Origin of the sequence: Paenibacillus sp. FSL P4-0176, from assembly GCF_037975265.1 — a bacterium.
Lineage (GTDB): Bacteria > Bacillota > Bacilli > Paenibacillales > Paenibacillaceae > Paenibacillus > Paenibacillus amylolyticus.
Window position 1 is genome coordinate 1,454,844 of the sequence record NZ_CP150242.1, and the last position, 13,294, is coordinate 1,468,137.

The 13,294-nt window shown below is 46.2% G+C and carries 16 protein-coding genes; all 16 read left to right on the top strand.

Annotated features, from left to right (window positions below):
• Positions 1–459: a phage tail tube protein gene (locus tag MKY95_RS06500; RefSeq protein WP_017690162.1), complete on the top strand. Its 459-nt coding sequence runs from the start codon at positions 1–3 to the stop codon at positions 457–459.
• Positions 460–630: 171 nt separating this feature from the next.
• A complete protein-coding gene (locus MKY95_RS06505) occupies positions 631–1,053 on the top strand; it encodes a phage portal protein (RefSeq protein ID WP_036611390.1) in 423 nt (140 codons plus the stop codon).
• A gap of 201 nt (positions 1,054–1,254) precedes the next feature.
• Positions 1,255–3,228, top strand: coding sequence for a hypothetical protein (locus MKY95_RS06510; protein ID WP_036611387.1), 1,974 nt, complete (start codon positions 1,255–1,257; stop codon positions 3,226–3,228).
• On the top strand, positions 3,229–3,924 hold the full coding sequence (locus tag MKY95_RS06515; RefSeq protein ID WP_036611385.1) for a LysM peptidoglycan-binding domain-containing protein: 696 nt from the start codon (positions 3,229–3,231) through the stop codon (positions 3,922–3,924).
• 13 nt (positions 3,925–3,937) lie between these two features.
• Entirely contained in the window at positions 3,938–4,948 is a 1,011-nt protein-coding gene (locus tag MKY95_RS06520; protein ID WP_051447219.1) for a hypothetical protein, read from the top strand.
• A 6-nt stretch (positions 4,949–4,954) separates the two neighbouring features.
• Entirely contained in the window at positions 4,955–5,212 is a 258-nt protein-coding gene (locus MKY95_RS06525; protein ID WP_051447218.1) for a DUF2577 family protein, read from the top strand.
• Entirely contained in the window at positions 5,209–5,622 is a 414-nt protein-coding gene (locus tag MKY95_RS06530) for a DUF2634 domain-containing protein (RefSeq protein ID WP_036611382.1), read from the top strand. The genes MKY95_RS06525 and MKY95_RS06530 overlap by 4 nt, the downstream gene beginning before the upstream one ends.
• Positions 5,615–6,673 carry a baseplate J/gp47 family protein gene (locus MKY95_RS06535; RefSeq protein ID WP_036611379.1) on the top strand — a complete coding sequence of 353 codons (1,059 nt, stop codon included), beginning with the start codon at positions 5,615–5,617 and terminating at the stop codon, positions 6,671–6,673. Before MKY95_RS06530 ends, MKY95_RS06535 begins: the two co-directional genes overlap by 8 nt.
• Positions 6,670–7,215, top strand: a complete 546-nt coding sequence (locus MKY95_RS06540) for a putative phage tail protein (protein ID WP_036611377.1) — start codon at positions 6,670–6,672, stop codon at positions 7,213–7,215. The genes MKY95_RS06535 and MKY95_RS06540 overlap by 4 nt, the downstream gene beginning before the upstream one ends.
• Positions 7,216–9,522, top strand: coding sequence for a hypothetical protein (locus tag MKY95_RS06545; RefSeq protein ID WP_051447217.1), 2,307 nt, complete (start codon positions 7,216–7,218; stop codon positions 9,520–9,522).
• Positions 9,522–10,124, top strand: a complete 603-nt coding sequence (locus tag MKY95_RS06550) for a hypothetical protein (RefSeq protein WP_036611375.1) — start codon at positions 9,522–9,524, stop codon at positions 10,122–10,124. The genes MKY95_RS06545 and MKY95_RS06550 overlap by 1 nt, the downstream gene beginning before the upstream one ends.
• Positions 10,125–10,649, top strand: coding sequence for a hypothetical protein (locus MKY95_RS06555; protein ID WP_036611373.1), 525 nt, complete (start codon positions 10,125–10,127; stop codon positions 10,647–10,649).
• A gap of 151 nt (positions 10,650–10,800) precedes the next feature.
• Positions 10,801–11,028 carry a hypothetical protein gene (locus MKY95_RS06560; RefSeq protein ID WP_051447216.1) on the top strand — a complete coding sequence of 76 codons (228 nt, stop codon included), beginning with the start codon at positions 10,801–10,803 and terminating at the stop codon, positions 11,026–11,028.
• On the top strand, positions 11,025–11,186 hold the full coding sequence (locus MKY95_RS06565; RefSeq protein WP_162158977.1) for a hypothetical protein: 162 nt from the start codon (positions 11,025–11,027) through the stop codon (positions 11,184–11,186). The genes MKY95_RS06560 and MKY95_RS06565 overlap by 4 nt, the downstream gene beginning before the upstream one ends.
• A 320-nt stretch (positions 11,187–11,506) precedes the next feature.
• Entirely contained in the window at positions 11,507–12,004 is a 498-nt protein-coding gene (locus tag MKY95_RS06570; protein ID WP_036611369.1) for a phage holin family protein, read from the top strand.
• Positions 12,005–12,255: 251 nt separating this feature from the next.
• Positions 12,256–13,203, top strand: a complete 948-nt coding sequence (locus MKY95_RS06575) for a glycoside hydrolase family 25 protein (RefSeq protein WP_036611366.1) — start codon at positions 12,256–12,258, stop codon at positions 13,201–13,203.
• The last annotated feature ends 91 nt before the right edge of the window (positions 13,204–13,294 follow it).

Genomic DNA, 13,294 nt, shown 5'->3' on the forward strand with positions numbered 1-13,294 from the left:
ATGGCATTTTTGAAAGCAAGTGACACGATCTCCGGTCAGGAAGGCCGCGCATACGCAACGATTAACGGACAGACGGAAGAAATGTTCTATGTGAAGACGCTGGAAGCAACAGTGGAGAAACAAAAAGCAGAGGTCAAAACCTTGGGTCGCCGCGGCGTACAGCACAAAGCAACCGGTTGGTCTGGCTCAGGTTCCATGACGATCTTTTATACCACTTCCCGTTTCCGCGAGCTGATGCTCCAGTACATGCAGAATGGTGTAGATACGTACTTCGACATTGAAGTGACCAACGAAGATCCTTCCTCTACGATTGGCAAACAGACCGTTACACTCAAAGGCGTCAACCTCGACAGTGTGATTATGGCATCCCTGGATACCGAGGCCGAGGCGTTGGAGGAAGAAGTGAGCTTTACCTTTGAAGATGTCGATATGCCTGTATCGTTCAATCTGCCGAAGTAATGTAGCGTAGAAAGCATAATACCTTAAGATTTATAAAGAGTATAAATTAGCAGCGGGTTTGTAAAAGAAACCTGTTCCACTTGCCTGTGTTACGGGCTATTTGGCGTGTCAAAATACTGTTCTTCGCCGCTTCGTGCGGCGGGGGACCTAACTTTAGAGGAGGAACAATACATGAGTGGATTGAGTATGTTTTTTGCCCAAAATGCAGCAACAGATACAACGGAGGAGTTTATCGTATCCCCCCGATTCAAAGATGAGAAAGGCGAGCCGGTTGCATGGAAACTGCGCAGCATGACCGAGGACGAAAACCAGGAATGCCGCAAAGCGGCTACCCGCAAAATCAAGGGCAAGAACGGTGTCTACACACCCGACATCGATGCGAATGATTACATGGCTCGCCTGATGAGCGCAAGTGTCGTTTATCCCGATTTGAAAAACGCAGAACTCCAGCGTTCATATGGCGTGATGGGGGCGGAATCGCTTTTGCGGAAAATGCTGTTGCCTGGGGAATTTGCTTCGCTCGGTGAACAGGTCCAGAAGCTGAACGGCTTCAATCAGGATATGAACGAACTGGTGGATGACGTAAAAAACTAATTAAAGAGGGCGATTCCGAAGCCAATCTGGCTTATTACGCTCTCCATGAATTAAACATTTTGCCGCATGAGCTAATGGCCTTCTCTATGCGAGAACGAGCGGCAATCTATGCGATGATCTCCATCCGGGTGGAGGAAGAGAAGAAAGAACGGTCCAAGAATCGCGCCCGAAAGAAATAAAAAGGAAAGGAGGGAGAAATGAATGTATGCCATGTTTGCAAGACTGTACCTTACTTCAACACGTATAGTAACGCAATTTCAACAATTACCTGCTGCTATAAGTACCATGTTTAATTCTGCTCGACTGAACAGTATTGCAATGGCATCCAAATTGCTGCAGGGCGTATCCGAGGAACAAGCCAAAGTGAACGCGGCTTTTGCAGAAGGAGCCGGGCGTGTAAGAGCCTGGATCAGCATGATCAAGTCAGCAGGACAAGCGGTTCTTGTTCCAGCAGCACAAGAAGAGGATCTGAAGCATCGCTATATGGCTGCTACGGGTGATGATGCTCAGGGGGAGACGATCTTTAATCGCTACCGTGCGGAAGCTTTCAAGAGCGGACAGAATGTTACGGATGCTTTGAAAGGTACACTATCTCTCATTCCGTATGCACAGAATACGGATCAGGTTGACCAACTGAGAGATATGACTAAACGGTTGAGTATGCTTTCTCCAGATGGGAAAAGTATGTCAGATGCATCCAGTGCCTTGGTTGCTGCCATGAACGGAGACAATGGTGAACTTGCTAATTCTTTTAACATTCCTGCTGAAGCTCTAAGTGGAGCGGGTCTGCAACAAACTATCGATTCATCCAATCTGGATGGATTTATCACCAAGCTTGATGTCATTTTGCAAAAACAAGGCTATACCCAACAGGCTTTTGACACTATGCTGGATTCACCACTACAGAAGTGGAACATGCTTGTGAATCAGTTTAATGGGGTTCTGGGCCAGATTGGACAGGTAGCTCTTGTTGCCTTGACGCCTCTACTAGATCGATTAAATGAGGCATTTGCCAATGGTGAATTCACTGGCATTATTGAATGGCTTAGCAATGCATTTACGGTTGCGGCAAACGCGCTGACGATGCTGGTAAATGGCATTCTGTATATAGCAAGTGTGATCCAACAAAACTGGGATATTATTCAGCCGATCCTTATGGCGCTTGCGCTTGTGGCTCTGGCTTTGGTCATTATCCAAGTTTACAGTTTGGTTGCAGCCTGGTTATTACTGAATTGGCCTATTCTGCTCGTCATCGCTGCCATTGCAGCTGTTATCGGTATTTTAAGCATGATGGGAATATCGGGAACTGAGATTTTGGGAGCAATTATCGGTACATTTATGCTGCTTGGAGAGATGGTAAGGGTTGTGATTGCCACGATGTGGAATCGATTTGCTATATTCGCAGAGTTCATAGCCAATGTCTTCAAAGACCCATTCTATGCATTCCAAAAATTGCTTTACGATTTGGGAATGTTCGGGATGCAGATATTTTACAATCTTATTGTAGGAATTGAGGACTTTCTGGGCAAAGCGATGGGGGCAATTGGGAAGGTAGCTTCCTTTATTAATGATATCTTTGGTACAAATTTTGCTGTCATGTCCGAAGCCGATATCAACATTGCTAGCAAAAGCGTCAAGGGTTGGATGGATACACTGAAATCAATTGAGCCACAAAGTGACAAAGATGTATTCCACATGAAACGGATGGATGGAGAATTCGATCCAAAGGTTTCTGACAAGGGACAAGATATAGCAAAAAATCTATTATCAAAAATACCTTCTCTGCCTGTTCCAAGTTCCAAAGAAACAAAATTACCCGGAAACTTTGGCGGCTCAACTCCCAAAACGCCTTCCATGCCATCGATGCCAACTGCACCTGCTCCCAATATTGTTCCCAACAGCAACATGAGTAACATCAACAAAATCAACAATATCGGACAGGTGGACAAGATCGGTGACGTGGACGGCACAGTGGATGTGACGAGCGAGGATCTGAAACTGATGCGTGAGCTTGCAGAGATGCAGGCGATTCAGCGATTTGTCAGTCTGACGCCAACCGTTCAGGTCACCACAGGGGATATCAACAGCGGACATGATGTGGACAGCATCATCAGCAAAATCACCGATGGACTGAACAGTCAGATCGTCTCCAGTGCCCAGGGGGTGTATGGATAAGTGGAATATTATATTCAACTAAGCTTCAATAACCGCTCCGAATACATGTTTTTCCCGGTGACACCCGAGAGCATTGAGTTTTCGGATTCGGGAGATGGCAGTACATTTAACGTTAGCGCTTTGGGTGAAATTAACGTGATCAAGTCGCCGAAGCTGCGTGAAGTCAGTTTCAGCGGGATTTTTCCGGCAGACTACAGCCCGTATCATCTGAACTACGATGCAAGACATCCGGCAATTCAGAAGCAGTTTTACCGTGATCCCTATGAATATGTGAAAAAGATCATCCGCTGGATGCAGACGGGCAGACCCGTCAGACTGTTCTTTTCCAGTGCAAGGTACACTATTAATATGGCGGTTTCCATTGAGAGCTTCGACTGGAAGGAGACAGCGGGTACGGTGGGGGATATTCAGTATGATATCAAGCTGAAGCAGTTCATTTTCTATGCCGCCAAAAAAGTAGTGCCACTCAAGGACAGCAAGGATACGGCTGCTTCAAAAACAAAAACCAAATCCTCCCGGCCCAATGAAAAAATCCAGCCCAAGACTGTCACACTCAAAGCCGGAGACTCCTTGTGGTCTGTAGCCAAAACCCATTTGGGAGATGGATCTCGCTGGAAAGAACTGCAGAAGCTGAATGGCATCAAAGATGCACAACTGAAGAAGCTGCCGATTGGACTTGTGATCAAGCTTCCGTGAAAGGAGAGGGAATATGCAAGAGCAGATCAGGCTGGATGATAAGCTGGCAAACATGAAGGAACGGTTATTGCTGGATGACAAACAGGGCAACATCTGGGACATTAGCGAAATTGCCGGCGACATTACGTACAAAACCTCCCGTATCGGCAAGCCCTCCTCTCTGGAATTCACGTTGATCAAGGGCAGCCTGTACCAGAATAAGCAATTCACCTATGAGAATGGATTTGTCGTGAAATATATCAGCAACGAGGTAGGCATATTTTACGGATATATCTTCTCGGTGGATAGTGGCAAGGACGAAAGTGTCAAAATCAAAGCCTACGACCAGACTCGTTATCTAACCGCGAATCAGACTTACAAGTTCGTTAACGCAACGGCTACGGATGTGATCAAACGAATTGCCAAAGACTTTCTGTTGAAAACAGGTGATCTGATTCAGCCAAAGTATGTTATTCCGCGCATGTTATTTGATAACAAAAAGCTGATCGACATGATCTGTGAGGCGCTCGACCGAACGCTCATCTATGGTGGTAAAAACTACATCTTTTACGATGATTTCGGCAAACTTGTGCTTCGGGATGTGGAAGAGATGCCTTACGGCTTTGTTATTGGGGATAACAGTCTGCTCACGGATTACAGTTATACGCGGTCAATTGACGACCAGACGTATAACAAGATTAAGCTGTATCGGGATAACAAGGATACGGGAAAAAGAGAAACGTTTGTTCATCAGGATTCAGGCAGCATCCGTCAATGGGGGCTGCTTTTTTTGTACCAAAAAGCGGATGATGGCCTGAACGAAGGTCAGATTGATGAAATGCTCAAGACCCTGATGACCCTCCGCAATCGCGAGACGCAGACGTTGAAGGTGGATGCGCTTGGTGATTTCAAGGTGAGGGCAGGCAGTTTTGTCAACATCCAGATCGATGAACTGAAGATTAATCAATATTTTCTGGTAGACGAATGTACGCATAAGATACAGGGGGGCGTGCATACGATGTCACTGGATTTGAAGGTGGTGTAACGATAAATGATGCTGGACGTGATTAAAAAGGCGGCGGTGGCTGCCGTAGATGCCAAGTCTCCCGTTCAGATAATGTACGGAAGCGTGACAAACACGCAGCCTCTGGAGATTACCGTTGAACAACGGCTGGCATTGGCTGAGCCTTTTCTGGTACTGCCAGAGTCCGTAGTGAACAAAGCTTGGACCGTGGGTGATCATGTCTTGTTGTTACGTGTTCAAGGCGGAGACAGCTTTGTCGTGCTGGATCGGCTGGTGAATCCATGATTCCACAGGGTGCGCAGATAAGTGCAGAAGATCAGGAAGAAGCTGTTGTGCTTCCAAGTCTAACGTATGTATTTCAAGCTTCAGGACAACGAATTGGAAGATTGCAACTGGATGGAAAAGATGCGGTAAAACAGGCGGTGTATAAAGCGTTGTCTACACGCCGCTACGAGCATCTAATCTATTCCTCGGATTACGGCATGGAATGGTCCTGGGAAGGAATGGCCGGGAGATCCATGGTTGAATCGGAACTGGAGCGCTGGATTCGCGAAGCGTTGCTTCCGGATGATCGTATATCGGATGTAACGGAGTTCGATTTTGTCCACGAGGCCGATGGAGTAAGGGTTTCGTTTACCGTGGAAACAGATTTTGGCAGCTTCAGGGAAGAGACGGAGGTGAACATGAATGTATGAAGAGCAGACGTTTGAAGTTATTTTAAACCGAATGCTGGATAGGGTACCAGATGGTGTGGATAAACGTGAAGGCAGCATTATCTATGATGCGCTTGCGCCAGCGGCTGTGGAAATGGCTCAGATGTATATCGAGCTGGATGTGAACGCCAATCTGAAGTTTGCAGATACAGCCTCTGGAGAGTATCTGGATCGCGCGGTGGCTTGGTCGGGCATTAGTCGGAAGCCGGCCACGAAGGCGCGTTGGGTTGGTAGTTTTCGGGATAACGAAGGGAAGCCTGTTGAAGTTCCTTTGGAGAGTCGTTTTTCCACTGGGGATCGGGTGTATGTTGTTGTGGAACGCATCGCGGCAGGGCAATATGTGTTGGAATGTGAGGTCGCGGGAGCGGAAGGTAATGAATATACGGGGGCACTGCTGCCCATCGATTATATTGCTGGTCTTACCACAGCCGAATTGACACAGTTGCTGGTTCCTGGAGAAGACGAGGAAACGGATCAGGCTTTGTATGACCGATATCAGGACAAAGTTTCCCGTCCGGTCACGAGTGCGAACAAATATCAGTATGAGTTATGGGCACGGGAAAACTCCGGTGTGGGCAAAGCAAAAGCTTTTCCACTGTGGGACGGTCCCGGTACAGTCAAAGTGGCATTGCTGAATAACGAAATGCAAACACCTGCTGAGGCGGTCATTGAGGCAGTTCAGAAATATATCGATCCAACCCAGGATGGAATGGGCGAAGGTGCTGCTCCAATTGGACCTGTGGTTACGGTGGTGGGGGCGGAAGAAGTACCCATTGATGTGGAGGTGCAGGTCACACTTGCTTCTGGTTCAACGTACGAGGGCGTGAAGACACTAATTGAAACGGGAGTTATGGCGTATCTGAAAGAACTGGCTTTTGCCGATCCGTTGGTGCGTTGGACACGTATTGCCAATGTCATTCTGGATATCCCACCCGTGATCGACTATAGCGATCTGCTGGTGAATGGTGGTATGTCCAATCTGGAGATCGCCCCCGGCGCCGTAGCCGTTCTTGGGACGGTGAAGGTGACATGAGTAAATCAGAGATGTTAATGACTCTTTTGCCCCCGTTGTATGAAAATGTGCTTGAGATGCAGCTTCTCACGGAGACCGAAGGTGTAGAGCTGGACAAGCTTACGGTGGGTTTGGAAAGTGTGCTGGATCAATTCTACCCGGAGTCTGCGACCTGGACATTGGAACGTTATGAGCGGGATTTGCAGATTCCGACGAATCAAGCCAAGCCAGACGACCAGCGGAGATCCGTAATCATTTCCAAAATGCGCGGCAGCGGCAAAGTCTCTGGCTCGATGCTCAAGAACGTGGCGCAGGCCTACGAAAGCGGTGGGATTGATGTATCTGTGTCGCCCGAGGAATACTTGATCCGAATTCGCTTTATCGACACATGGGGCTTGCCGCCCAATCTGGACGATCTTAAGGCAGCAATTGAGGATATTAAACCGGCACATATGACCGTGGACTATCGTCTGCGGTATTTGACGATTGCGGAAGTGGAAAGCATGACGCTGGCTGAGATCGAACAGACCCGTCAGGATAAATTTTTAGGAGGTGGAGCTTAAATGAATGAACCAAAAACACCGAATCTTGGGTTGAATAAAATTGACCGTTCCTCGCCATCGACAACCTATTTTGATCTGGATAAGTATTTGGATCAGAACTGGGAGAAGGTTGATGACGGTGTAGGGCAAGTGGAAGAAAAGGCTGAGGAAACCGCAGCACAGGTGAGTAGTATTCAGGAGCGGTTGGATACCGAGAAGCGTAGATCGGTGACGTTGGAGCCTGGATTGCAAGTTGTTCATGCTAGACGTTCCTCGGCATTTAAATTGGAAGGATTGAAGGGTCGAACGCTTGTGAACTTGTTGGGGCGGGATGGAGGCTTTGAGGGATATAGTAACTGGGGTATAGGCGCTGCGTCAGCAACTTTAGACACTTCTACGTATGCCCAGGGAAGTCTGAGTTCATTAAAAGTAACCCTTGCCTCGACTAACAGCAACATAAGCAAGGAAGTGTCTACGTCAGTCGGTAAGACATATGTTCTAGTAGCTGATATCAAAAACGTATCAACTAGTAGCGCATTCGTTTCAATATCCACTGTAGTTAACGGAAATAAAGTAACGGGATCGACCTTTGGGACTTCATTCGCTAGCTTCACGGCGACAGCCTCAACCCATGCGATTGCAGTTGTTGGTAGCGGGGTAGCGGGGCAAGTATTCAATGCGGACAATGTCCGCCTTTACGAAGTCAGTGCAGCAGAATACGCAGCATTGAACAGCATGACTCCGGAACAGGTAGCAGATAAATATCCATACGTTGATAGTGTTCAACCTGTGCGGAATCCATACGTAATTCGTTATGGAGAGAATTTGTTGCCTTCATTTTATGAAGCTGCGTTAATTACCAAAAATTCCAAGATAATCAGCCCATATGTGTATGAACAAACATCAGAATCTACAGATCCATGGACACGGATCCTTGTCACTATCTGTCCACAAAAAGATTATCATTTATCTTTCTCAACTTTAAAAGGTAAGGGTATGTTAGCTGTTTTTTCTGTAGACGAGCAGACGGTACTACTTAATTACAGTAACAATGGCGGAACGTTCAATAGCGGTAATCTTACGCAAATTTCTGTTTATGTCAACGGCACGGGAAACCGTGCTGACACAATTATTAACCCAATGCTGACGCTCGGCAACATGCCAAAACCATTCAAACCACGCGAAGACACTATGCTCGCATTGCAAACGGATCTATACGCTGATCCATTGACCGAGACTAATGCTGATGAAGTTTTCGAGAAGGACGGTCAATATTTCAAATTAAAGAAGTGGCAAAATGTTGTCTTGGATGGAAGCAAGCTTACATCTTCAATAGTTGGCAATAAAGCAGGATATAAAACACTCTATCCTAAATTACCAGGAATCGATTATAACTATGATTCTGTAGGGGAAGCAGTTGCTGTTAAATACAATGGGAAAATCTTAACTTGGGGACAACACGAAGCAAGTGCAGATGGATGGGCAGTTGATAGGATGAATAGTAATTTTGCTATAAGCGTTTCTAACTCAGACAGTGGATGGGGAGACTCATACACGCCAACAGTCGAAGAGCGGTATGCATATTTCATGGGATGGACAATGCGTAACATGAGTGCCAGCGCTTACAATGATCCGACAAACGCGGCTCAAAAAACATGGACGCCGATAGGATATTCACCTCCAGCTAACTGGAATAGCACATGGGCACATTTAAGAACATCAGTACCAGTAAACGAGAGTTCTCCCTCTATTAAAGATGGGACAATTTCGTCATACCAGCTTGTATATCAACTTGCAACGCCAACTGTCGAAGCAATCACGTCAGAAGGAAAATTGACGTTAGTTGAAGGTAATAACCAAGTTGAAGTCGACACGGGCATCATGCTGCGTGAATATACGCCGGCCTCAGAAAATACGGTAAATATTGTCGGTAGACGTGAGATTAACTATACATCTGTTCCGCACTCATTGCTTAAAACTAAAGCAAGGAATATTCTCGCGATTTATAAAAATGGTGCTAAAGATGATCGATGGGCTATTGGTAGAAACGTGATGGATGCTTACGGAACAGCAAGAGCGAATCTGGTGAAAGATGCGTTTGATCCGTCAGCCACGTACACGGTAACTTACTTTATGCTGGACACGTCTCCGGTTGCTCAATTCGTCGGATCAATAGCCGAAAATGAAAAGGCATTGCTTACGGATATGAACGATCTCATGCGTCAAAACGCGGGGGCGGTGTCAGTGGTCGAGACCGCGGTTAACGAGGCTGTTCGTACTTTGCTGCAACAACAAAATAAACGAAACGTTTGGGGGCCGATTGAATAATGGCAGATACAATCAAAAATTTATTCGAAGGTAACGTACCTACCACGTCTTCGAAGGTATATACCGTCCCAACGAATAAGTATGCTGTGGTTAAGTCAGCTATTATTTGCAACTACAGTGCGTCTGACGCGTTATTTACTTTGACTATCGGCGGATCTCGTATCGCTCAAAACCATGTGATAAAGCCTGGCGCTACTTTAGTTCTTTCCGAATTAGATATTCCAATAATTCAAGGAGAAGAAATTTATATATCATCTAACATTTCTGGATTGTCCATATTTTTAACTGGATTCGAACGAAATTATGAACCGGCAGGATATCCTTTCGTAAAGGTAACAGCGACCAGTGCAGACTCTATTCCTTCAAATGACTTTGATTCTATCATTCGCTCTATTATCATTTGTAATGGACACGGAAGCGTATCCTCGGAGGTGTCTATGAATACTGGTTGGTATTTGATAAGTAAGAAAGTCATTAAAGCAAGAGACACGCTTATTGTTCCGTTGCCTAAGGTATTCTTACCTAAGGGAAGGCCGACCAACTTTATTTCAACTGGAACAAATAGTTGGGTGACGTTGATTTTAGAAAAGGCGGTGCAGTAAATGCCGTTAATTGATAATTACTTGCTGGACAATTACTTGATTGACGGGCCGAAGGTATTTCCCGCTACGATCAATGAGCGAACAATTTCTGTTCCGTATACCATAATATCTCCAAACTCAAAAAGAGATGTCTTCTTATTCGATATTCCTTTAGGGATTCGCATGTTTAACGCATTTTCGAAATTGGGTCCTATCATGAGTTTTGATAGTGTATATGCTACGCCTCAATTAGTATTAAGAAATACAACAGGTTCCGTGAATAGCGGAGTTGTGTTGAACGTACATCCTTACCCTAATCGCTTGTCTATGCTCATGGTCGATTTTGTGAAAGGGAAGATGAATGGAATCACCATCAATTCACAAAGTGATGGGTATGTTTTTTCTAACTTATCTACGATAGATTTTGCGGCCAGTGGCTTGAACTTGAACATGCCCTTTGGATTGTACATGAGAGGTACATCCACCACGGCTACTGGTGGCGGTATGTGGATTGATAGTGCCTTGTTAGAAACCTACTTCACTTAAGAGGGATTGGTTTTTTCCTCTGTAGTTTGGGAAGCTTTTGGGTGATCATAGAGAGATAAACAAGGGGGAAAGGGTGTGACGTTGTGAGCCGTGAAAGCTCATACCGCATACTCATTTTTGCCATATCAAAAACACGAAAGGTAGTGGAAAAATGAACGAACAAGAGCCGAAAAATAAAATCGGTATGAAGGTCTACTGCGACTTGCAATTCGGGAACGTATTCGTGATTACGCCAGAGAGCGCCGGGATCGTCGTCGAAACGACACGGGAGCAGGATTTCAAGTTGTATAAAGCGTTGGACGATAAAGTTCCCGATAGCATGGGTATGATTCAGCTTGAACATGGCGAATCATGTTTGACCGTGCCGAGGGCGGTATGATTACACGCGTTGATTTGGAAACATTGGAACCACTCTTTGACTACCCGCTAAAACCCGATGAAGAACCACAACCGCCTGCCATTTCATTAACGTCTCAAATTGCCGAATTGGCGGCAGAAAATCAGCGATTGCGGGAAGAAAACAACACGAATAAATAGGCGCTCATGGGATTACACATGTTGCTGCTTAGTTAGATGCCTAATGCGGAATAAACTTGCTTGGCTGCTGGATTTGATGGGCTGTAGCATTCATGATGGGAGGTGAGACTATGTTAGCTATATAGGTAATGATGGTTCATTAAGGAATGATCAAGTTGGAGTCTGTACCAGTTCAAAGCCGTGATAAAGTGGCGGAAGCTCTGCGAGTTGGAGATATGGACCAAAACGGAAAAATCACTTAACAAGCGTTCCGAATACGGAGCGCTATTTTTATGCCTTCTGGAGCATTTAGTATTTCAATATTAAAAGGAGGTGAAACCATGGAAAGATGGGACACCCTATGGAAATGGGGAATTGCACTAATGAGCAGCTCAGTAACCTACTTCTTCGGTGGTTGGTCAGGCGTACTCGGCGTACTACTTGTGTTCGTCATCCTCGATTACCTAACGGGCATTGCGGCAGCAGGCATGAGTGGCAAGCTAGAAAGTAACGTTGGGATGTTCGGCATCGCCAGAAAGGTGTTTATATTTGCAATGGTATCGGTGGCTCATCTGGTGGACGGTGTTCTGGGAGACGGACATTTGTTCAGGGATGCGGTCGCCTTTTTTTATATCGCAAATGAGTTGTTGTCCATTATCGAAAACGGGGGCAAGTTGGGCGCACCTATTCCGCCAGTGATTCGGCAGGCCATTGAAGTGCTCAAGGGCAAGGGGGGAACCGGGGAACTCCCCGGTAACTTCTCCCCAAGTGCCAAAGACACTTTTTCACAGGCAGATCCGGACGACATAAATTCACAGGCTGGAGATAGTAAGAAGTAATGTGACTATAGCAAGCTAGCACGTGAAAATACACATAACTCAACACATCAGGGACACGCACACAAGCAACCCCTGATCCAACCGCATTAACTATAGGAGCATTTTGCATCAATCCAGAGAGTGACATCCAATCAGCAATGTATAGATCAGAATGCTCTAATCTGTCTATACTTGTACCCGGGAACGCTTGAATCGAATGATGTAAAATGCTGATACAAACGGCAATTTGCCGCATAAAGGGTGTGAGAAACATGCAAACGAGAAGTTCGGGCAACACACAGGGCATTGACGTCTCCCGATACCAGGGCAATATTGACTGGGCGAAAGTGAAGGCAAGTGGCATGACATTTGTATTCATCAAGGCAACCGAGGGACAGACATATACCGATCCCAATTATCAGAAAAATGTAACCGGTGCACTTGCTGCGGGCATGCTGGTCGGAACATATCACTTCTTCCGTGCGACATCCACCGATGGTGCCAAGGCAGAAGCGGCACATTACGCCAATACACTTAACAAAGTGGGAGGCGCCAAAGCGTTACAACTTCCACCCGTCATGGACTACGAGAACAATCCCGGCAACCTGAGCAAAGCGCAGATGAATACAGTTGCCAAAGCTTTTTTAACCGAATTACAACGTCTGACAGGTGTGAAACCGATCATATACACGGGCAATTCATTTGCCAGGAATTTTGACACATCACTCAGCTCATATGATCTGTGGATCGCGCGTTACAGCAACACCCGTGTACCGGACGACCAGCCGGCATGGAAGCGTTGGACGTTCTGGCAGTATACGGATTCAGGCAAGGTGAATGGCATTAGTGGCAACGTGGATATGAATGAATTCGAGGGAACAGCGGCAGAGCTCAGAGCAAGATACGCAGCAGCCACTCCAAAACCACCGGAGCCATCCAATCCGACGAATCCAAGTCATCCGAATCCACCAACCGAACCACCGAAAGGGGGCGAACCGATGACAGCCGAAGAGAAAGCAGCGTTTGATGCGCTCAAATCCCAGGTCGACAAACTGCAGGCGCGTCAGCAAATGGAAGTTCCAGTATGGGCAAAGGCAGCTGTGGATGCAGCACTAGCATATGACACTAAAAACCCATTGTTCAGCATCGATAATGGGGCGAGTTATGATTTTTACCGTTTTATTACCGTGATGCATCGCAGAGGTTTGTTTAAAAAGTGAGCTGATTCTTAGCAAATTAGAATGTTGATTTTATATAAATGTGGATGGAGTGGAGAAGGAACACGAGACGCTTTTTGTCGAACCGTGTTCC